We start from the raw sequence: 22,443 nt of genomic DNA, 5'->3' as shown, positions 1-22,443 counted from the left end.
CAACAATGCAATTGTATAAAACTCAACACCTTAAAGTCTACAATTCCCTTTCCAGTACCAAAGAACTATTTGAACCAATTAATGAAGGGCATGTAGGTATGTATGTATGCGGTCCCACGGTATACAGTAATGTACATCTGGGAAACTGCAGAACTTTTATGTCGTTTGATATGATCTTTCGATACCTCAGGCATTTGGGGTACAAGGTGCGTTATGTAAGGAATATTACAGATGCCGGTCATTTGGAAGACGATGCTGATCAAGGGGAAGATAAAATTGCAAAAAAAGCACGGTTGGAACAAATAGAGCCCATGGAAGTCGTCCAGCGCTATACTGTTGATTTTCACAATATCCTTCAAAAATTCAACTTTTTACCTCCCAGTATTGAACCAACAGCAACAGGTCATATTATTGAGCAAATAGAGATCATTAAGGAGATCCTGGACAAAGGCTATGCCTACGAAATTAACGATTCTGTCTACTTTGATGTTAAGAAGTTTAATGAAGATTATGAATACGGCAAACTGAGTGGCAGAAAGCTGGAAGACATGATCTCAAATACACGGGAACTCGCGGCTCAGGACGAAAAGAAAAACCCTCAGGATTTTGCTTTATGGAAAAAGGCTGAACCACAACATATTATGCGATGGCCTTCTCCATGGGGAGATGGTTTTCCGGGATGGCATCTTGAATGCACGGCGATGAGCACAAAATATCTTGGTGAGAATTTTGACATTCACGGCGGTGGGATGGATCTTAAATTTCCTCATCACGAATGCGAAATAGCCCAGGCAGAGGCCAGTAATGGTCATTCTCCTGTAAAATATTGGTTGCATGCCAATATGCTTACCTTAAATGGTAAAAAAATGGCAAAATCTACCGGGAATAATATTCTCCCGAATGAGATCTTTACCGGCAATAATAGCATACTTAGCAAAGCATTTTCTCCTTCTGTCGTGCGCTTTTTTATGATGCAGGCACATTATACCAGTATTCTCGATTTAAGCAATGAAGCCCTGCTTGCCTCAGAAAAAGGGTATCAAAGGCTTATGGAAGCAATTACGGGTCTGGACGGTTTAAATACCGGTGCTAATTCAGATTTTGATATTAAGGAATGGAGGCAAAAGTGTTATGATGCAATGAATGACGATTTTAATACCCCCATTCTAATTGCAAACCTTTTTGAAGGAGTTAAACATATCAACCTTATAAAAGAAGGAAAAGAACAGCTTTCTGAAGAGGATAAAAAAATTCTCATTGAGACCATGAATAGTTTTGTATTTGACGTACTTGGCCTGGAGAACAAAAATGATAGTGGAAAGGATTCAGAAAAGTTATCGGGTGTGGTAGAATTACTCATTGAATTGCGCAATGAAGCCCGTGCCAATAAAGATTTTGGTACATCTGATAAGATAAGGGACCAGCTAGCAGCCCTAGGTGTTCAGCTAAAAGACAGCAAAGAGGGCACAACTTTTAGTGTCTCCTCATAAATTGCAGTATCCCAGGGATAAATCCTTACGAGCTGTTTTTTATGAAATTCCTATTACTAATGGCACTAGAAACTAGTCTTTAAAAATATTCCTCAAGGTGAAAAAAATTCTAATCGCGCCCTTTATTTTTCTTGTAAGGTTCTACCAGTTGGTAATTTCACCTTTAACCCCTGCTACATGCCGATATACCCCAACTTGCTCTCAATATACGCTTGAGGCCCTAAAAAAACACGGCCTTTTTAAAGGAGGTTGGTTGGCCATAAAACGTATTTTCAGTTGTAATCCCTGGGGTGGACAAGGTTATGATCCCGTACCCTGACCTTTTAAACTCAGATATAATTAGGCTATTGTTTATTTCTTATATCAACATAAAAAGGCCAAAAAGGTCCTTGAAAGTTAAGCTGCTTTTTGCCTTTGGCCTCTGTTCAATTTTCTTATCTTAGCCGCTTAATAGCTTCACTATGTATTTTTTAGGTTTTATTTGGAATCCGGATGATACCCTTTTCAAAATTGGTGTTTTACAAATTAAATACTACAATCTTTCTTGGATAGTAGCCTTTGCTCTGGGTTGGTATATTATGAAAAAGATTTTTTTAAACGAAAAAAAATCTATCGAACAACTAGATTCCCTTTTTATTTACACGGTACTTTCAACAATGCTTGGTGCACGCCTGGGACATGTCTTTTTTTATGACTGGCCCTATTATAAAAACCATCTTGTGGAGATTCTGCTTCCTATAAAAGAGCGTGTTGGAAGTACATTATTCGGCATTATAAATGGTTATGAGTTTACCGGTTTTACCGGTCTGGCCAGCCATGGTGCAGCTATCGGTATTATTATCGGTATGTATCTTTTGAGCAGAAAATACAAAGACCTTAAAATGTTATGGGTTTTAGACCGGGTGGTGATTACTGTTGCCATAGGGGCATTTTTCGTAAGATTAGGTAATTTCTTTAACTCTGAAATAAATGGTAAAATAACAGATGAAAATTTTGCCTTTGCGACTAAATTTGTGCGCGATTCAGATGATATGCCAGCAGCATCCGCATTACAGATTACCAAAGAAGAGACTGTTAATGCGGCCTATGCTGCCCTGGAAAATAATCCAAAATTTGCGGAATATTTTAGCGCAATCCCTTTTAGACATCCCGCACAATTGTATGAAGGTGTCGCTTATATATTTGTTTTTCTGATCCTGTATTACTTCTACTGGAAGACTGATAAAAAAAATCAGGCCGGATTTTTATTTGGTTTATTCCTGGTACTGCTTTGGACCATTCGGTTCTTTGTAGAATTTGTAAAGAAAAGTCAGGGTGGATTTGAAGAATCATTAGGATTATTATCAACCGGCCAATGGTTAAGTATTCCTTTTATTCTTGTTGGGTTGTATTTTATGTTCAGAAGAAAAAGTATTACGGCCTGATGAACTTCCAGTTGGTATATGGTAAGATGAAAATGCTAAAATTGATTGGTATTTGGTTGGTTATTGCCCTTTTAACCCTTAGTGGCTGCAAGGAGGACGAGAAAAAAGCAGTCAAAACAGAGCCCATAACATTTACAAAAGAGGGAGAACTTACCATCTTCAGACAACAATCAGACTCTGTTATTGTAAAATACAATATAGAAATCGCGGAATCTGATTATGAGACCCAGACAGGCCTTATGTACAGGGAGTCTATGGAATTAAATCAGGGGATGTTGTTTATCTTTCCGGATGTGGTCTTCCATTCTTTTTATATGAAAAATACCAAAATACCGCTCGATCTTATTTTTATAGATGAGGAATTGAAGATTGCAAGCTATAAGGAAAATGCCCAACCTATGGATGAGACCGGCCTGTCGTCTGAAGTCCCGGTTCAATATGTCCTGGAACTTAATGCCGGTCAACGCAAACAATATGCTTTGGAAGTTGGCGATCGCATAGAGTATATTAGAATGCAAAAAGTTACTAAATGAACTTACTTCTGGAAGGGGAGAAAAGTAAACGGCTTATTTTCCGCAAAGTATCAAAATCAGATTTTAATGCCTGGTTACCATTTCACCAGGAACCCTTAAGTTCACAATATTTTGCAGGAGAAATTTTGGAGCCGGAAGAGGCATGCCAAAATTGGTTTACCAAAGTTTTCACCCGCTATGAAAATAATTTAGGTGGACTTAATGCATTAATAAGTAAAGATAGTGGTCAACTAATAGGGATGTGCGGCCTACTGATTCAAACCGTTGATGAAATTCAGGAATTAGAAATTGGGTATTCTATTTTACCCGAGTATTGGAGAAAAGGATACGCTACAGAGGCGGCAAAAAAGTGTAAGTCATACGCCTTTGACCGTAAATTGGCAGAGTCCATAATTTCTATCATACACATAGACAATATTGGGTCGCAAAAAGTTGCTCTTAACAATGGAATGCACTTAGATAAAACTACCACATATAAGGGCATCCCCGTTCATATTTTCAGAGTATTCCCCAAGGATTCCTAATTTTTGACCTAAACCATCCAATTTTTATTTTATTCGATCATTACTAAATAGATCCTCCAAAGTATTAATTGATATTGGTTTGAAAAAAACTGTTCACATTACCTACCTCACTACTATGGCTATAATAGTTTTAGTAGTTACCTTATATTTATTTTATACGGGTTATACCTACTATGGCACTCCATTGGAAGAGCGGTTTTATCACCCCAGACATAATTGGTTTAAACCAAGTGGCATATATGGCCAGGGTTTCGGTGTCTGGCTATAGTAACATTAATAGTCAAAGGGAAAACAGGACCCCCGTAATGACACGGCTCGCCCTTAATGCCTCGCATATAAACAATTCTAAATTCTCCTTTAACGCCTATTTAAATTACAGGTATTTTTTTGAACAGGCAGATAGTACCTCACTTCCGCAGAATAGTTTTTTTAGGGTATATAATTTGTCTGTGCGTTATGATGCTTTACCTTCTCTTTCTGTGATCGCAGGAAGAAATATAAACCCGAAAATCTCGTCCCTGGGAGCGATTGACGGGCTACAGCTTGAAAAATACTTTGGTAAATTTTATATTGGTGCAATAGGTGGTTTTCGTCCGGATACATTTGATTATGGATTTAATTCAGATTTACTGCAATACGGAGGTTATGCCGGCGTAATGTCAGATGCCAAAAAGTTTTATTCCCAGACAACGCTGGGATTTGTGGAACAACAAAATGCAGGTGAAACAGATCGCCGATTTGCCTATTTTCAGCACAACAGCACTATTTTTAAAAATCTTAATCTGTTCTCTTCATTGGAACTGGATTTATACAGCAAAGTAAACGGAGTGACTGCTAATGATATCAGGCTTACCAATTTATATATCTCTGCACGCTATAGAATAAGCAGAAAGGTTAATCTGATGCTTTCTTATGATTCCCGAAAACGTATTCTCTACTACCAAACTTTTCAATCAGAAATTGATCGACTCCTCGATGATGATCTGGCCCGTCAAGGGTTAAGAGCAAGACTAAATATTAGGCCTTTTAAGTATATCTCGGCCGGTTTCAGTTATGCCAGACGGTTCCGAAGCGATGAACAGAACAAATCAGACAACCTATACGGATATTTGACCTGGACGCGTATCCCAAGCATTGAAGGCAGATTATCACTATCTTATAACAGAAATGAATCTAATTATCTGTTAAGCAATATTGGCTCCATAAGATATTCAAGGGATCTTGTTAAAAACAAGTTATTTGCCGACTTTTATTATAGATTTGTAGATTATAACTATTACAGTATGATAGACACATTCCTTCAACACTATATAGGCACAAATCTATCCTATAACATCAGCAGGAATTTGTTATTCAGTGTCTCAGGTGAGATGGCCATTTCTGAAATTGATAATAATTATAGAATATACGCAAGAATAGTCCAACGATTTAATAGCACACAAAAAAACAGGCGATGAACCAAAAATTTAACTCTTACTTTTTAATCATAACCTTATTAGCATGCACTATGGCCTGCAATAATGGTCCAAAGGTAATTACACCATCCTCAGATAAAGGAAATACGGAGGGCAATGGTATTTTTACACCAGATCCCGCAACGCGCGTAATTCCAAATCCAACAGCCGAGGTTGGCAATGAGCTGCATAAAGTTTTGGTAGAAGAGGTACTCCCTACTGCCAGATATGTCTATCTCAGGGTTAAAGAGGGGGAAGAAGAATTTTGGATAGCTACCAGGAAAGCAGAAATAAAGAAAGGTGAAGTATATTTTTACAGAGGTGGTCTGCTAAAAACAAATTTTGAGAGTAAAGAATACAACCGAATTTTCGATGAGATTTATCTTATATCAAGTCTTGTTTCAGAAGACCATTCCCAACATGATACGGCTTCTGCTGCTTCTGGCAGTACCGCCAAAAAAGAAATAGTGGTTAAAGAAGATATCCCTACCCATACCGAAAAAACTGTGGTTCACAAGGGAACAATTAAAATTTCAGAGCTGGTAAGTGATCCTAAAAAGTATGAGGGTCATACTGTTCAGCTTAGTGGTAAATGTGTAAAAGTAAACCCCAATATCATGGATCGCAATTGGATTCATCTTCAGGATGGCAGTAAGGACGATTTTGATATGGTAATTACCTCAAATACCTTTGTTCCCGAGGGTGAAATGATTACAATCCGCGCTGTTGTTAGTCTCAATCGCGATTTCGGAGCAGGTTATAAATACGACCTGATCCTTGAAAATGGCACTCTGGTGCAGTAATTATCCGGGATTAAGAAATAACAGCATATTTCCTCTTTTTAAAATAGGCGAGCGTACTTATTATAATAATCGCTATAACTACCATATAAACCCAACTTGGTATTGGTACTGGATCTCCGGTAGCATAAGAATGCAAACCTGAGAGGTAATAGTTGACACCGTAATAGGTCATGATTACCGAGGCCAATCCAAAAATAGTGGCAACATTGTAAGCAAAAAGTCCGGTTAATTTAGGAATCAATCGCATATGTAGAATAAACGCATAAACAAGTATGGTAACAAGAGCCCAGGTTTCTTTTGCATCCCAGCCCCAATAACGCCCCCAGGATTCGTTGGCCCATATACCACCCAAATAGGTGCCAACACTTACCATAAACAAGCCTCCTATTAAGGTCAATTCACTGATATAGGACATTTCCTGAACAATTCGTTTTATCCTGGTTTTGTTAGATTCCCTGAGGAAAATCATAAGTATCAGATTAATGAGGCCAATAATTGCTCCTAACATTAAAAAGCCATAACTGCCCGCTACCAGAGAGACATGGATGGTAAGCCAGTACGATTTTAATACAGGCACCAAAGGGGTAATCTCCGGGTCAAGGAAACTCAATGTTGAAACAAATAAAATAGTTGCCGCCAAAACCATGGTTGCCGCAAGGCCACCAAATGATTTTCTTGTAAATAATATACCAGCCAAAGTTGAGGTCCACGCAATATAGATCATAGATTCATATCCGTTACTCCAGGGCGCCCTGCCGGAAACATACCAACGCAAACCAAGTCCTATGGTGTGCAATACAAAACCGAAAACTATTAATGAAAATAACACCAGATATACTTTTTTCAGAGTTGCGTTGGGTTTGAAAACCGAGTAAAATAAAAAGAACAATAAAGCTATACCAAGGAAAATGTAAAATATTGCCAAGCGGGTAAAGACATTTAGCTGATTTAATAATATTTCAGCATTGATCTTTGATTCTGAAGGCATTATGGAACCACCGTTTTTAATTTGGTATGTTTTTATTTCTTCCACGAGCTGATCGGCTTGCAGGTAATTCCCTGAATTGATAGCCTCCTTCAGGGTATTTGTATAGCTGTTAAAAAAATTTTCTGCTATTTCTGAGTGGTTATGACCATCGCTCTCTTCGTGGGCATGCCCACTATATGCAACCCAGGTATTATTAGGATCATTAGGGGTAGGAATTATTTTTAATAATGTACCCGAGAAGATCATGCTCAAAATATTCACTCTCTCGTCAATTTTTATCAATTCCTTTTCAAAGACACCTCTGTCAATAGGTTCAAGGCCATATACTCTTCTTACTTCTTCCTGTAGTTTATAATTGCCATTAGTCAAGAAAAAATCAGCATAGGAAGCATAGTCTCCCGGAACCCCCAGTTTTTCATGAATGTCCTTATGCTTTCCTAATTTAATAATGCCTGCGTCATACCATTCCTGCTTATTAACAAACATGCTCAGTAATATCTGGTCTGCCGTTAATCCAAATAAACTTTCCTTACGGGCCAATTTTCGCATCAATTCCCTTGAAAGGGTATGCACTGGTTTCATACGTCCCTTAAAATCCTGTACTACCAGCTTACTGAATTTATCCGCATGATCCATATTAACAGTATATTCAGTATGCGTGTTAATTGGGGTTGACTGAGCCGTCAGCGAATAGCTTGATAAAAGGAAAAAGAGAATAACTGCCGCTCCTTTTGAACGCAATTTTTTAATTTTTTGGGTAAGTTGGTGAAATCTTGTTTTTTTACTGAACAAGGTTAGCAGCATACCTAAAGTGAGCAGGCCATATCCAATATAGGATATTAAGGTGCCCCAAAAATCACTATTAACACTTAAATAAGTACCTCTCTCGTCCCTGTCAAACGAGGACTGAAAAAACCGATACCCCTTATAATTGAGGATATTATTCATAAATATGCGATAGTCCATAATTATATTTTCCTGTTCGTCTACAAGAGTAACTTCACTTGCATAAGAAGAAGCGCTATTCGTACCGGGATATTTGTCAAGAATAAATTTGTTTAATTTTATATTAAACGGGACTTTCATTTCTTTTGCACCATAAGAAATGGATGCATTCAGATTATTAAAAGTCAGTAGTTCAGGCCGTCCCTCATTTCCCTTACTACTATACACATAGGTTTCCTTTGATTCTCCGTTAACTGCGACTTCCATTAAAAGTGCGGTTAGGCTTTCATTCTTTACTTTAGGGTCTGCAGATTCAATTTGTACCGACCCTTTTTTATTGTAATCGGAAAAAACCACACTATTGACCCCATCTGTATACAAAGCACTTAATTTTAGGGGAGAATCCGTATCCGATGGATAAATAGTGTCCTTTTTCTGGGTAGCCATTACAGTCTGTGTAAGTACTTTGCTGCTTGTAAACACGAGAGATTCATTTCGAACCGCAATATTAAATGCATCGGGAAATGGGGTGTCTTTAAAATTATAAATCACATTACCAATGCGTTTGGTTTCGCCCAGACTTATATAATACTCTTCCCTCCCGTTAAGACCTCCAATTACAAGTTGCAAAGTTGGAATGCCATCAATAGACTCTGATAAACTCTTTTTCGGATTAGGTATAAACTCCTTAACTCTTATATTGATTAAATCTGAGCCAATGAGATAGGATTCTTCCCATCTATTATTGCCAAGTGAAGCAAACAAAACAGGTTCATCAAATTCATAAGTCTGATCATCCTTAGTTACCTTAAACTTGAGAAAGGTATTGGAAGAGATAAAACTATCAGCGCTATCGTTCTCCCGGATGTGCATAATACCTTCAAAACCAATATATCTTGTAATACCCGCACCAATAATAATGATGATAATAGCCGTATGAAATAATACCAATGGCCATTTCTTTTGTTGTACCATCCGGAATTTAATGATATTCACTATTATGGTAATACTAAAAAGAATGAGTAAGAGTTCAAACCACCAGGCCTTATATACCACTTTTTGTGCCGCAGAGGTGCCATAATCATTTTCAATAAAGGTGGCTACACCAATTGCACCTGCAAATAGCAGTAAATACAGTCCGGCGGCTCTGGTGTTAAATAATGGCAATAGAATTCTGGATGCTCTCGATAGAAAATTTTTCATTTATATAGTTTGGGCTACTTTTCAAAGTTAGTAGTTTTCAATTAACTTCAAACGAAGGAGGTTTTTATTCAGTATACGAAAAGGGTTAAAATTAAATTAGTCTAAAATCTTAAGTTGGTAAATCACATTGTTGAAGTGTTATCCCAAATTTAATTTTCAGCTGCAGTTGAGCCTTGTTCCATAGGGTCGCAACAAAACCATTCCTGAATTTTCGGTCTTTAAAAGTCACTGATGCAAACTACTTCTTATTTGGACATGTACTTAATCCGAAAGGAGCATAAAGAGGACAAAAACTAACAAAACTAGTAAGGATAAATACGCCTGCCAGTACTAATAAAACTATACCCCATATACCTGTTACAGTATTAGTAAAATAGAGTGCGATGAAAATAGCCGCTACAATAAACCGTATAAAACGATCAGTTGAACCCATATTCTTTTTCATATTATTTAATTTTAGTTAAATATAAAATCTAGGAAGAAAACTAGCCCCGTTATTAAGCCCAAACAAATTGTACAAGCTTGTATTAGCTTTATTGCCTTTTTACTCATAGTGCATTATAAACAACATAGGGGATCCTAAATATATAAAATATAAAGTTAAAATTCTTTAACCTATTTATTTTAATTAATAAATATAAAGTCATTAAACATTAAATGGCTATCTGCTATATTTGTTTAAAACCAGTATCCAGGATATTATGACCCAAAAACAACACTGGGCTGTCTTTATAGATAATCAATCCAATAAGCAAGGCTTAATTCAGCAGTTGTTGGCAGAAGCTAAACCACCACAGGGCTTAGAGGCCTTAAAAGGTTTGAGAGGGGCATTATTCTCTAAACTGGCCCTGGACGATTTTATTGAAGAAGAAGTAAGACACGACCAAAAGTTCCTTACACCTGCGACTTCACAAAGCCTTCAATCTATGAGCAGTGGGGAACGCAAAAAAGCGCTTTTAAATTATATTTTAGAAACAAAGCCAAACTTTCTGATTCTGGACAATCCGTTTGATAATCTGGATCAGGATTCACAACAACAGATCAAAGGAGTTTTGACAAACATATCAAGCCACACAGTCATTATTCAACTTATCAGCAGGTCGGCTGACCTGCTTCCTTTTGTTACAAATTATTCACGTTTGGACTTAAATGACTTTTTGGTTATCAGTGACCTATCATTAATAGAAAACAAAATAAATAAGGTTTTTTATAGAGATGTTCCTCAAGCGTTGAATCGCTTTAATTATTCACATGAGCATTTAATTAGATTTAAAAATGTTTCTGTACACTATGAAGAGAAACCAATTCTCAAAAATATTAACTGGCTGATCCGCAAAGGAGAATTTTGGGAGTTGTCTGGTAAAAATGGAAGTGGCAAAACAACACTCCTTTCCATGGTTACAGGTGATAACCCCAAGGCTTACGGGCAGGATATATTTCTGTTTGGCACCCGGAAAGGGAGCGGGGAAAGCGTTTGGGATATCAAAAAAAATATAGGCTACTTTACCCCTGCAATGGTAGACCGGTTCAGGGGCTATCACAGCCTTGAAAATATGCTTATTTCAGGACTTTTAGATTCTATTGGCTTGTATATCAAGCCCAGTCAGGCTCAACTGAGGGTAGCCAGGGAATGGCTGGCTTTAGTAAATATGGAAGACAAAAAAGATTGTTATTTTCACGACCTAAGTCTTGGCCAGCAACGACTTATTATGTGCATTAGGGCGATGATTAAACATCCTCTTCTTTTAATATTGGATGAACCAACTGCCGGTTTAGACGATGCCAGCGCTGCTCTTGTAGTTGCCCTCGTAAATAAAATGGCGGATGAAAGCCAGACAACAATAGTTTTTGTCTCGCACAGGAAGGAACCGGAATTGAAATCACATTTTGTATATCAATTAGAATTGACCCCCGAAGGCTCTATTGGTAAAGTGATGGATAAATAAAATGAAGTACCCGAGTTAAAATTTAGCAATACAGTCGTTTTTTATATGTATCAACTCAACAGGAAAAAGTAAAATTAAAATATGAATTATTGCATGGTTAAATCGAAAGTTACCCTTTTCATTATTTTTCTATCCGTATCATTAAATGCTCAATTTCTTAAAGGGGAGTTAAGCGAAGGAACTCCAATTTCTGCAGAAATATTAGCGAAAGAAACACATCAATATAAGGTGGTGATGGCTAGGGATCAGTTTGCCTTTTTTAAGCTGATGCAACAGGGTGTTGATCTCAAAATAACTACTTATGATGTAAGTGGTAATAAAATTAAGGACTTTGATAGTCCCAATGGTAAAAATGGATATGAATACATAACATTAACTTCCACCACCGATGGTGAATATGTTGTGGAAGTTTATCCGCTGGATGAGAATCAACCTATGGGAAAATATCAAATATCCCTTGAAAAAATAAAGCCCCGGGCGGTTACTTTAAATGGGCAGGTTGATGAATTGTTTACAGTCTGGGACAACAAGGAAACGCCGGGAGCAGCGGTTGCCATAGTCCAAAACGGTGCAATTGTTTATAAAAAAGGGTACGGGATATCAAATTTGGAATATGATATACCAATAGTTCCTTCAACCATATTTCATATTGCCTCTGTTTCCAAACAGTTTACAGTTTTCTCCATATTATTGTTAGAAAGTGAAGGAAAATTAACACTCGATGACGATATAAGAAAGTATATCCCGGAAGTACCTGATTTCGGTAAAACCATCACTCTGAGGCATTTAGCCAGTCACACCAGCGGTTTAAGGGATCAATGGAATTTATTAGCCATGGCAGGTTGGCGACTTGACGATGTTATAACAAAGGAGCATGTACTTAAACTAATAAGTAAACAACAGGAACTTAATTTTGATCCGGGAGAGGAGTATATGTATTGCAATACCGGTTTTACCCTTTTAGCTGAAGTGGTTGCGCGGGTGTCTGGAGTTTCCTTTGCAACATTTACAAAGGAGCGCATTTTTAAACCTTTAAAAATGAATAATACATTGTTCTACGATGATCATGAAAAAATTGTAAAAAACAGGGCGTATTCCTATCATTCAGACAGCAGCGGCTATAAAAAAAGTGTATTGAGTTATGCTAACGTTGGAGCAACTAGTCTTTTCACCACCGTTGAAGATCTAAGTCTGTGGGCATTAAACTTTTCATCTCCAAAAATAGGAAGTCCTGAATTGATTATGAAAATGAATACTCCTGCCGTTCTGAATAACGGCAAGACATTTGGGGGAGCACTCGGGCAATTTGTCGGAGAGTATAAAGGATTGAATGAGATTCAACATGGAGGAGCAGATGCAGGATACCGGTCATACCTAACCCGCTTTCCTGATCAGAATTTTTCAGTGGTAGTCTTTAGTAATGATGCCTCTTTTGGATCAGGTTCAATGGCACATAAAATAACGGATATTTATCTAAGAGAACTTATAAAAACAAAGCCTAAGAATGATATAGCCGCCTCAGGTGCAGGTGATGATAAAATTACCATAGATCAAAAGACTATAAAATCCTATATGGGTGACTATGAATTGCAACCAGGATTTAACATAAGTATAACTGAAGATCGTGGTCAATTATTAGCACAGGCAACCGGGCAAGAAATGGTAACCTTAATCCCAGTATCACAAACTAAATTTAAAATTGCAGAAGTGGAAGCTGAAATTACGTTTATTCCCGCTGAGGATGAAAAAGTTGAGAGTTTTAAGCTGGAACAGGGAGGCCAGATCATGAATGCGTCAAGAATCATTGAATTTGATAAATCGTCTGTTGATTTATCAAAATACACAGGGAAATTTTACAGTGAAGAACTATCCACAGCATACGAATTCATGATAGAAGGAGATAAATTAATAGCCAGACATAGCAGGCATGGCGACATTACATTGGATCCTATTAAAAAAGATATGTTTTCCGGAAGTGAATGGTTTTTTAACAAGATTGAATTTATTAAGGAGGCAGATGATAAAATAAGCGGCTGTAAAGTATCATCAGGTAGGGTTAGGAATCTGCTATTTCTTAAGGAAAAGTGAAAAAACAATGGCTAGATGGAAAATTATTGTCTTATATACTTAATTTGAAGGATATTAACTTACCTTTGCGGCTAATTTAATATATAATCATGAGTAACGGTACAGTAAAATTTTTCAACAACGCCAAAGGTTTTGGATTTATCACTCCGGATGAAGGAGACAAAGACGTATTTGTCCATGCTAGTGGATTAACCGAAGAGATTTCAGAGGGAGATAAAGTTAGCTACGATCTAGAAGAAAGCCCTAAAGGTTTAAACGCAATAAATGTTGAGGTAGTTTAATCCTTAATATTTAGCGATTTTTTAAAAAGCCCGTCTTAAATGACGGGCTTTTTTTTGGCATATAAGTCAAAAAAAAACCGCAAAACTTCTTAATGAGTTTTGCGGCTATTAATACTTTTTAATAAAACTTAATCCTTTTTCCCGCCTGATATTTTACTGCGAAGCGTATCAAACATTACTGGTGTTGCTATAAACAGCGAAGAATACGTACCTACTATTACTCCAATGATCATAGCGAACATAAATCCTCTTAAGGACTCTCCGCCAAAAACAAAAATGGACAATAATACTACAAGAGTGGTAAGTGACGTATTTAAGGTTCGGCTTAATGTACTATTTAAGGCGTTGTTGATATTATCCCCGCCTTTCCAGCCATGTTCGCTTACCATTTCCCTAATACGGTCGAAAACCACCACGGTATCATTCAGGGAATAACCGATTACGGTCAAAATGGCCGCTATAAATGCCTGGTCTACTTCCATGCTAAAAGGCATTACTTTACTGGTCAAAGAGAAGATCCCCAAAACTATCAATACATCATGGAATACCGCTACAACAGCACCCAGGGAATACTGCCATTTACGGAAGCGAAGCAAAATATATAGAAAGACTATTGCCAAAGACCCGAAAATAGCCCAAAGAGCATTTTTCTTGATATCATCTGCGATGGTTGGGCCAACCTTTCGGTACTTAAGTACGCCAATATCACCATTAGTTCCACCCGGGATAAAATCCTCATATGTAGCTCCATCAAGTAAATATTTTTGCAGAGATGTATATAAAATTCCTAATATTTCATCATCTACTTCAGTGCCCTGAACATCTACCTTATACTTGGTTGTAACCATGATCTGGTTTGCGTCGCCAAAAGTCTTGGCGCTGGCACTTCCCAGGGCATCAGATAACTCATTGGTTATTTCTGAAGGACTAACCGGGTTTACAAAACGAATCTGGTAATTTCGCCCTCCCACAAAGTCGACACCTTCGTCCAGGCCTTGAGTAAATAAAGAGAATAATCCTACAGCAACTAAAATAAATGAAAGAACATAGGATATTTTTCGCTTACTTAGGAAATTGATGTTTAAATTCTTAAACAGGTTTTTAGTGATTGCAGTAGAAAAGTCCAGAGTTCTTCCTTTTCCTGATAAATACCAATCCACTAATAATCTTGTAACAAAAATTGCCGTAAACAATGAAGTTAGAATACCAATAATTAAGGTGGTGGCAAAACCCTTAATAGGACCACTACCAAAAATCAATAATATAATTGCCGTAAGTCCTGTTGTTATGTTTGCATCCAGAATGGACGATAATGCATTTGAAAAACCATCTGAGATGGCCTGCCCTTTACCTTTCCCTTTCGCCAATTCTTCCTTAATCCGTTCAAATATTAAAACATTGGCATCAACAGACATTCCTATGGTCAATACAATACCAGCAATACCCGGTAATGTAAGCACTGCGCCCAAACTGGCTAATACGCCAAAAATGAGAACAATGTTGAAACTTAAGGCGACATCGGCAAAAATACCTGCTTTACCATAATAGAAGACCATCCATAATAAAACAAAAACCATGGCAATTAGAAAGGACATAAAGCCGCTGTCTATAGCTTCCTGCCCTAAAGAAGGTCCAACCACAAAAGAATCAATAATCTCTGCAGAAGCTGGCAATTTACCCGCCCTTAGCACGTTGGCAATATCTTTGGTTTCATTTACTGTAAAAGTTCCTGTAATTTCGGAGCTTCCCCCGGATATTCCACCTACCTGAGAAACCCCTGGTGCGGTATATACTTTATTATCAAGGACAATTGCTATTCCTGTATTATTAAGGTTTGCTTCACTTGTTAGTTTTTCCCAGAGCTTAGCACCTTTTACGTTCATATCCATACCCACTGCCGGCCTGTTAAACTGGTCGAATTGGTCTCTGGCATCACTTACTACATCACCACTAATTCTGGGGGTGTTGTCACGGTTAGATTTCAAGGCATATAAAGACGCTACTTCGGAATCCTTTGTTGGCCGTTCCCATAGAAACTTAGTGAATTGTACATCAGCAGGCAAAAGACGTCTCACCTCGGGCATCCGAAGGTATGAGCCTATTTCGGCTGTATCCTTAATGGCAGCTATCCCAACAGCAAAACCGGGACCACTTAACTGTAATTTTTCAAATAACGGATTTCTCTCAGTAGCTACATCCAAAGAATCCTGAGTTACATCAGAGAGCAAGGAATCAATCTCAGATTCTTCCTTAACCACAGCATCCTCCTCGGTGTCCTCTACCAAGGTTTTCAGACGGTCATTGGCCTGAATAAAGAAATTTATAAGGCTTTGATTTCCGGGTTCATAGGTTTCCCAAAACTCCAATTGCGCAGTACTTGACAGTAAGTCCTGTGCTCTTGCAATGTCTCGTGCTCCGGGTAATTCAACTAAAATTCTTCCGGATTTACCTTCACGCTGAATGTTGGGCTGTGTAACCCCAAAACCATCAATTCGTTCGCGTAAAACTTCAAATGCCGACACAACAGATTCATCAATTTTTCGACGGATTATAGGCTTAACCTCATCATCAGTCATTTGAAAATTGATCTCATCACTCAGACCTTTATTTGCAAAAATATCCGGGGAAGCCAATTTAGCATCTCCTTTTATATTGTCAAATGCTTCAAAGAACAGATCAATATAAGTTTCGTCGCTATCTTTAGAAGCTGCATCAGCGTCGGCCAGTGCCTTATTAAAGATTGGGTTTTTGGTATTGTCCGCAAGGCCCTTTAAAATATCTTTTACCGATATCTGTAGTGTAACATTAATACCTCCCTTAAGATCCAGACCTTTATTTAGTTCCTTTTTCTTTGCATCGTCATAACTAGTATAACCCAAAATAGGATTTCCTCCAATGGAATCTAAATAAATAGCTTCAACAGCTTCCCTTTTAGCTACGTAATCCTCCTCAGAGGGTGAAACGGCAGATGTCGCAAACAATGCTGCATCTTTTTCTACCTTAGCGGTAATGAATGTATAGGAAAGTTGATAGATACTTACCAGTCCGAACAAGAAAGCAAATAGCTTTATAAGTCCTTTATTCTGCATGGTTTAATTGATTTTTTGATGGAATTTGTAAACAGCGTGCAAATATATCATTTCCCTTAAGAACTGACAATTTATTTATGTTATTTGTAGAAGGCATAGAACTGATAAGACCTTTGTCCTTAGAGCTTTTTTTTAACCAATCTTCTCAAAATACATTCTTAAAACAATCATATCCTTAAAAATACCGAAGCCCAGGTATAATATAAATACACTTTTTACAGCCCAAAATCATCCTAAAAAAAGAAGCATCACCTAGGTGATGCTTCCTATAAATCAAAAAATGGTCAATGCTACACGTCGAGCAAACCATTTGTATTTCTAACCCCTACAGCACTCTCCTGCATTTTAGTTTTTTCAGCATCACTCAGGGAAATCTCTACTATACTTTCAATACCGTTTTTGCCGAGTAATACAGGAACACCTATACAAATGTCATTTAAGCCATATTCCCCCTCAAGGAAAGTGGAACAAGGAAACATCTTTTTTTGATCACAGGCAATGGCCTGTACCAAAGCTGATACCGCAGCACCAGGTGCATACCATGCACTTGTACCAAGAAGTTTAGTAAGTGTTGCACCACCCACTTTAGTGTCTTCCACTACCTGCTGGAGGCGGTCCTCAGATAAAAATTCAGAAACCTTTATACTGTTTCGTGCCGCCTGACTGGCCAGGGGTACCATCCCGGTATCGCTATGTCCACCAATGACCATTCCATCAATATCTGAGATAGGAGCATCAAGAGCCTCTGCCAAACGATATTTAAACCTTGCACTATCTAATGCCCCGCCCATACCAATAATTTTATTTTTGGGAAGATTTGTGGTCTTATGTACCAGGTAGGTCATGGTATCCATTGGATTACTTACTACAATCAAAGTTACATTTGGTGAATGTTCTAAAAGATTTGAAGCAACGGTCTTTACAATCCCAGCATTGATGCCAATCAGTTCCTCACGAGTCATACCTGGTTTTCTGGGAATCCCGGATGTAATTACTGCAATATCGCTATCAGCGGTTCTCGAATAATCTCCTGTCGTACCTGTTATGGTGGTATCAAAACCGTTCAAAGAAGCCGTCTGCATAAGGTCCATCGCCTTTCCTTCGGCATAACCTTCTTTAATATCGAGTAAAACAACTTCCGAAGCAAAATTTTTAATGGCGATATACTCGGCACAACTAGCACCAACAGCACCCGCACCAACTACTGTAACTTTCATGATATACTATATTTTAAAGTGATTGATAAGACTGGCAAATTACAGAAATTTAACAGATTTAAGAACTCATTACCAACATATATTTTCCCTAGAAGTTTTAATTTACAGGTGTATTCTTTTATAAATATGTTAAAATAAAATGCAATTCAACGAAGAAACACAAATTCTTATGTATTACATCGATTTTTAACAATACCTATTTTAGTATTAGCGTTAGAAATACTATTAGATCCCAAATCTAAAACCTACTTAAATTGAAAAAGCTTTTCTCATTTCTGGCGATAATTGCTATTGTATTGGCCAGTAACTGTTCCAGAATCCCGGAAAATAATGATCCGGTCATCGGTATTTGGTACAGGGTAGACGTTATTAATTCCAGTGAAACTAATAAACAAACAATCCGACAAGAATGGATTTTCAATGACGTGTATTTAGGAAGGTACCAAAAATACAATGGGTCTCACCTGGACTTTAAAACCGATTTTAGTTGGATAGAGGATGATGGCGTTTATACTATTTCCTATCCCGGAACAGATATGATTAATGATATTGTTAGCATGAAGGAGTCTCCGGAAGGAATGTTACTGGAGGATGTAAAAGGTGCTATCCTTGCAAAACGAGAATAATTCCCCAATTTTTTTCCATATAGTTACTAAAAGCAGTCTTTTTAAAAGGCTGCTTTTTTATTTAAACTAAATACCTCTCAGGAATAGAATGGAAACTTATACCTAAAAAAAATCCCGAAGCTTTCACATCGGGATTTTTACTTTTAATTATTACGGGTTATACATCAATATTCGCATAAACAGCATTTTTCTCAATAAACTCCCTCCTTGGTGGAACTTCGTCTCCCATTAACATGGAGAATATTCTGTCAGCTTCAGTAGCGTTATCAATAGTAACCTGTCTTAAGGTCCTGAACGACGGATTCATAGTGGTATCCCAAAGCTGCTCCGCATTCATTTCACCCAAACCTTTATAGCGCTGTATTGGGGCGCTACCTCCAAAACTTTCAACAATTTCATCTCGTTCCTTATCATTCCAGGCATAACGTTTTTTACTGCCCTTTTTAACGAGATAAAGAGGTGGAGTTGCAATATAAACATGACCACCTTCTATTAATTCCCGCATATATCGAAAGAAAAAAGTTAGTATTAATGTTTCAATATGACTTCCATCTACATCCGCATCACACATGATCACTACTTTATGATATCGCAGTTTCTCAAGATTCAAGGCTTTACTATCTTCCTCAGTACCTATGGTTACGCCAAGCGCTGTATATATATTCTTTATTTCTTCATTTTCAAACACCTTATGTTGCATTGCTTTTTCAACATTCAAGATTTTACCACGAAGTGGCAATATTGCCTGAAAATTTCTATCGCGTCCCTGTTTCGCAGTTCCGCCTGCGGAATCTCCCTCTACCAGAAAAACTTCACATAAGGTTGGATCCTGCTCAGAACAGTCAGACAATTTCCCTGGTAAACCTCCAATACTCATTACCGTTTTTCGTTGTACCATTTCCCGTGCTTTTGTCGCAGCATGGCGTGCCTGAGCAGCAAGTATAACCTTTTGAACAATAATTTTCGCATCGTCCGGATGTTCCTCCAGATAATTAGTAAGCATCTCTGAAACCGACTGGCTCACAGCAGAAGAAACTTCTCTGTTCCCAAGTTTTGTCTTGGTTTGTCCTTCAAACTGAGGCTCTCCAACTTTTACCGAAATAATCGCTGTTAAGCCTTCTCTGAAATCATCTCCCGCAACCTCAAATTTCACTTTATCTAACATCCCTGAACTATCGGCATATTTCTTCAAAGTTGTGGTAAGCCCCCTTCTGAATCCCGAAAGATGTGTTCCGCCTTCGTGTGTATTGATGTTGTTTACATATGAGTGTAAGTTTTCAGTATAACTATTGTTATAGATCATAGCTACCTCAACAGGAATACCATTTTTTTCGCCCTCCATGGCTATAACATCCTTGATCAAGGGTTCCCTATTACTATCTAAAAAACGAACAAATTCTTTTAAACCCTGATCTGAATAAAAGGTGTCAGACACAAAATTACCTTCTTCGTCTTTTTGACGTCTATCCGTAATACTAATTGTAACTCCCTTATTCAAATAAGAAAGTTCCCTCATGCGGTTGGACAGGGTTTCGTAACTATATTCTATAGTTTGGGTAAAAATTTCGGCATCCGGGTGAAAGGTTACAATAGTGCCCGTTTCGTTTGATTCTCCAACACTTTTAACGGGATATAGTGATTTTCCTCTTTCGTATTCTTGTTCCCATACTTTGCCATCTCTGTGAACAGATGCCTTTAAATGATCTGAAAGAGCATTTACAACGGAAACGCCTACCCCGTGCAAACCACCTGAAACCTTATAAGAATCTTTGTCAAATTTTCCTCCAGCTCCAATTTTGGTCATTACTACTTCAAGGGCAGATATCCCTTCTTTCTTATGGAGATCCACCGGTATTCCCCTGCCATTATCTTTTGTGGTAATTGAATTATCCTCATTAATGACAACTTCAATAGCATCGCAATGGCCTCCCATTGCTTCATCAATTGAATTATCTACTACTTCATAAACCAAATGATGTAACCCTCTGACTCCTATATCTCCAATATACATAGACGGCCTCATACGCACATGCTCAATACCCTCTAATGCCTGAATACTGTCAGCGGAATATTCTTTGTTTTTAGCTTCTTCGCTCATAGAACAATTTAAGTGTTTTATTTAATTTTTAGCAATCTTACAAATATAGGCAATCCCCTATAGAATGTAGTGTTTGTGCATATACCAAGCCCTTAAGTTATCAACAATTTAACAACAATTTGTGATGTACTTAACCATTGAAAGGGTTTTGCAAATTATCATGACATTTATTAGGTTTTTTAGATCCTTTACTATGTATTTTTGTGCCATCTAAAATAAATTCAGATAAACATGGCAGATTCCAGGGGAGTTTCATTAAATCTAATGTCTCATATTCAGAAAGTAGTTGATGTACAAAGCAGGGTTATCTACTTTCTGTTGAGTATTATTTTTTCTTTCGCCATTACTTACGCTCTTTATGAACCTGCCATGGATCAGGCCCAGATCTATGTGCTTTTTCTTTTGTTCCTGTCGATTGGTCTTTGGGTTACAGAAGCCATACCTCCATTTGCAGTAGGCCTATTGGTATTCGGATTTTTAATTTTTGCGATGAATAGTTATTATTCGCAAATAGACCCCGAGAATGTAAGGTCTCATTACGTAGAGTACATAAATTCATGGTCCAGTAGTGTCATCTGGCTTATGCTCGGAGGTTTTTTTATGGCCGAAGCTATGAGTAAAACTAAATTGGATCGCGAAGTTTTTAAAATTTCTATTTCCAGGTTTGGCACTTCTCCCAAGTATGTTTTGTTAGGCATAATGCTTACTACGGCACTTTTCTCTATGATCATGTCCAATACAGCTACAACTGCCATGATGATCGCATCTGTATTACCTTTTATTAATACCCTTGATAAGGACTCTCCTTTCTCCAAAGCTATTCTGATCGGGATTGCCGGCTCAGCATCTATTGGGGGAATGGGAACACTAATTGGTTCACCCCCCAATGCCATTGCCGTAGAAGCATTAAATAACAACGGGATAGATATTGGCTTTTTGGAGTGGATGATGGTAGGCTTTCCCATTGCCTTGATATTAACCGTGATGTTCTGGTTTATCCTGTCCAAAAAATATCTTGCAAGAAAAAAGAGCATTAAAATAGAATTGGAAGAAGAAACCGTCGATTTAACCAGCTCCACCTACAAATTTGACCGAATCAAAAAACAGGTTGTTTTAGCTGTGCTGTTCATTACTTTACTATTATGGCTTACTGAAAAGCTGCATGGAATTCCTGCCTCAGTGGTATCCCTGCTCCCCATTATTCTTCTTACTATGTTTGGAATAATAAATGGTGATGATGTTCGTAAACTACCTTGGGATACTTTGATGCTTGTTGCAGGTGGACTTGCCTTGGGTCTTGCAATAAAAGAAACAGGGTTGGCCAGCTTTTATGTTGAAAAAATACAGCAGTACGATCTTAATTTTTATGTCATGGCTATTAGTTTTGCTTTTTTAACAGTAGTTATGTCTAATATTATGAGTAATACGGCAACAGCTACCATCTTAATTCCTATAAGTATAATTCTTACTTTTAATAACCCTGTGGTGTTACCCCTTGTAATTGGTTTAAGTGCGTCTGCGGCTTTGTTTTTACCAATTTCTACTCCGCCTAATGCTATAGCCTACAGCACGGGGAAATTAGAACAAAAGGATTTTAGATCTGGTGGTATTGCACTTGGTATTGTTGGACCATTATTTATTACCACAGTAGTGATTCTTATTTTTATGGTACTATATAAGGTCTACTAGTTGTTTTATTTAACAAAAGAAGCACCAATGTAGTGGTGCTTCTAA

At 37.6% G+C, this 22,443-nt stretch carries 18 protein-coding genes; 13 read left to right on the top strand and 5 right to left on the bottom strand.

The annotated features are described in order from the left end of the window. Positions 1-5: 5 nt before the first annotated feature. From cysS to Q0874_RS06100, 8 genes are all read left to right on the top strand, one after another. Complete coding sequence (gene cysS / locus Q0874_RS06135; RefSeq protein WP_299160710.1) at positions 6-1,490, top strand: cysteine--tRNA ligase; 1,485 nt, start codon at positions 6-8, stop codon at positions 1,488-1,490. A 97-nt stretch (positions 1,491-1,587) separates the two neighbouring features. Beyond that, entirely contained in the window at positions 1,588-1,809 is a 222-nt protein-coding gene (gene yidD, locus Q0874_RS06130) for a membrane protein insertion efficiency factor YidD (protein ID WP_299160708.1), read from the top strand. Positions 1,810-1,951: 142 nt separating this feature from the next. Continuing rightward, positions 1,952-2,914, top strand: coding sequence for a prolipoprotein diacylglyceryl transferase (lgt, locus tag Q0874_RS06125; protein WP_299160705.1), 963 nt, complete (start codon positions 1,952-1,954; stop codon positions 2,912-2,914). Next, complete coding sequence (locus Q0874_RS06120; RefSeq protein WP_299160702.1) at positions 2,914-3,447, top strand: DUF192 domain-containing protein; 534 nt, start codon at positions 2,914-2,916, stop codon at positions 3,445-3,447. The genes lgt and Q0874_RS06120 overlap by 1 nt, the downstream gene beginning before the upstream one ends. After that, on the top strand, positions 3,444-3,971 hold the full coding sequence (locus Q0874_RS06115) for a GNAT family N-acetyltransferase (protein WP_299160700.1): 528 nt from the start codon (positions 3,444-3,446) through the stop codon (positions 3,969-3,971). Before Q0874_RS06120 ends, Q0874_RS06115 begins: the two co-directional genes overlap by 4 nt. 79 nt (positions 3,972-4,050) lie before the next feature. Further along, the gene (locus Q0874_RS06110; RefSeq protein WP_299160697.1) at positions 4,051-4,239 is read left to right on the top strand and encodes a hypothetical protein; all 189 of its coding nucleotides are present in this window, start codon (positions 4,051-4,053) and stop codon (positions 4,237-4,239) included. Next, positions 4,211-5,428 (top strand): hypothetical protein, encoded by a 1,218-nt coding sequence (locus tag Q0874_RS06105; RefSeq protein WP_299160694.1) that lies wholly within the window; start codon positions 4,211-4,213, stop codon positions 5,426-5,428. Before Q0874_RS06110 ends, Q0874_RS06105 begins: the two co-directional genes overlap by 29 nt. Further along, positions 5,425-6,228, top strand: a complete 804-nt coding sequence (locus Q0874_RS06100) for a hypothetical protein (protein WP_299160691.1) — start codon at positions 5,425-5,427, stop codon at positions 6,226-6,228. Before Q0874_RS06105 ends, Q0874_RS06100 begins: the two co-directional genes overlap by 4 nt. A gap of 10 nt (positions 6,229-6,238) precedes the next feature. On the opposite strand, the gene ccsA is transcribed toward Q0874_RS06100, so the two are convergent. Together ccsA and Q0874_RS06090 are read right to left on the bottom strand one after the other, a co-directional pair. Beyond that, positions 6,239-9,364, bottom strand: a complete 3,126-nt coding sequence (gene ccsA, locus Q0874_RS06095) for a cytochrome c biogenesis protein CcsA (protein WP_299160688.1) — start codon at positions 9,362-9,364, stop codon at positions 6,239-6,241. 238 nt (positions 9,365-9,602) lie between these two features. Further along, positions 9,603-9,809: a DUF2892 domain-containing protein gene (locus tag Q0874_RS06090; protein ID WP_299160686.1), complete on the bottom strand. Its 207-nt coding sequence runs from the start codon at positions 9,807-9,809 to the stop codon at positions 9,603-9,605. Between the two features lie 256 nt (positions 9,810-10,065). On the opposite strand from Q0874_RS06090, the gene Q0874_RS06085 reads away from it, so the two are divergent. The 3 genes from Q0874_RS06085 (at position 10,066) to Q0874_RS06075 (ending at position 13,679) form a co-directional block, all read left to right on the top strand. Then, on the top strand, positions 10,066-11,310 hold the full coding sequence (locus Q0874_RS06085; protein WP_299160683.1) for an ATP-binding cassette domain-containing protein: 1,245 nt from the start codon (positions 10,066-10,068) through the stop codon (positions 11,308-11,310). A gap of 93 nt (positions 11,311-11,403) precedes the next feature. Then, positions 11,404-13,398 (top strand): serine hydrolase, encoded by a 1,995-nt coding sequence (locus tag Q0874_RS06080; protein ID WP_299160680.1) that lies wholly within the window; start codon positions 11,404-11,406, stop codon positions 13,396-13,398. Positions 13,399-13,487: 89 nt separating this feature from the next. After that, positions 13,488-13,679, top strand: a complete 192-nt coding sequence (locus tag Q0874_RS06075; protein WP_299160677.1) for a cold-shock protein — start codon at positions 13,488-13,490, stop codon at positions 13,677-13,679. 128 nt (positions 13,680-13,807) lie between these two features. Here the strand turns inward: Q0874_RS06075 and secDF are convergent, their stop codons facing one another. Further along, the gene (gene secDF, locus Q0874_RS06070; RefSeq protein ID WP_299160674.1) at positions 13,808-16,768 is read right to left on the bottom strand and encodes a protein translocase subunit SecDF; all 2,961 of its coding nucleotides are present in this window, start codon (positions 16,766-16,768) and stop codon (positions 13,808-13,810) included. A gap of 290 nt (positions 16,769-17,058) precedes the next feature. After that, positions 17,059-17,985, bottom strand: a complete 927-nt coding sequence (locus Q0874_RS06065; protein WP_299160671.1) for a malate dehydrogenase — start codon at positions 17,983-17,985, stop codon at positions 17,059-17,061. A gap of 254 nt (positions 17,986-18,239) precedes the next feature. On the opposite strand from Q0874_RS06065, the gene Q0874_RS06060 reads away from it, so the two are divergent. Further along, the gene (locus Q0874_RS06060; RefSeq protein ID WP_299160669.1) at positions 18,240-18,611 is read left to right on the top strand and encodes a hypothetical protein; all 372 of its coding nucleotides are present in this window, start codon (positions 18,240-18,242) and stop codon (positions 18,609-18,611) included. Positions 18,612-18,768: 157 nt separating this feature from the next. Here Q0874_RS06060 and gyrB read toward each other — a convergent pair whose 3' ends face one another. Continuing rightward, the gene (gene gyrB, locus Q0874_RS06055; RefSeq protein WP_299160666.1) at positions 18,769-20,709 is read right to left on the bottom strand and encodes a DNA topoisomerase (ATP-hydrolyzing) subunit B; all 1,941 of its coding nucleotides are present in this window, start codon (positions 20,707-20,709) and stop codon (positions 18,769-18,771) included. A gap of 231 nt (positions 20,710-20,940) precedes the next feature. On the opposite strand from gyrB, the gene Q0874_RS06050 reads away from it, so the two are divergent. Further along, positions 20,941-22,398, top strand: coding sequence for a DASS family sodium-coupled anion symporter (locus tag Q0874_RS06050; protein WP_299160664.1), 1,458 nt, complete (start codon positions 20,941-20,943; stop codon positions 22,396-22,398). The last annotated feature ends 45 nt before the right edge of the window (positions 22,399-22,443 follow it).

This window comes from uncultured Eudoraea sp., from assembly GCF_947490415.1.
Lineage (GTDB): Bacteria > Bacteroidota > Bacteroidia > Flavobacteriales > Flavobacteriaceae > Eudoraea.
Note: the sequence above shows the minus strand (reverse complement) of the source record. Positions and strands in the feature narration are given on the sequence as shown.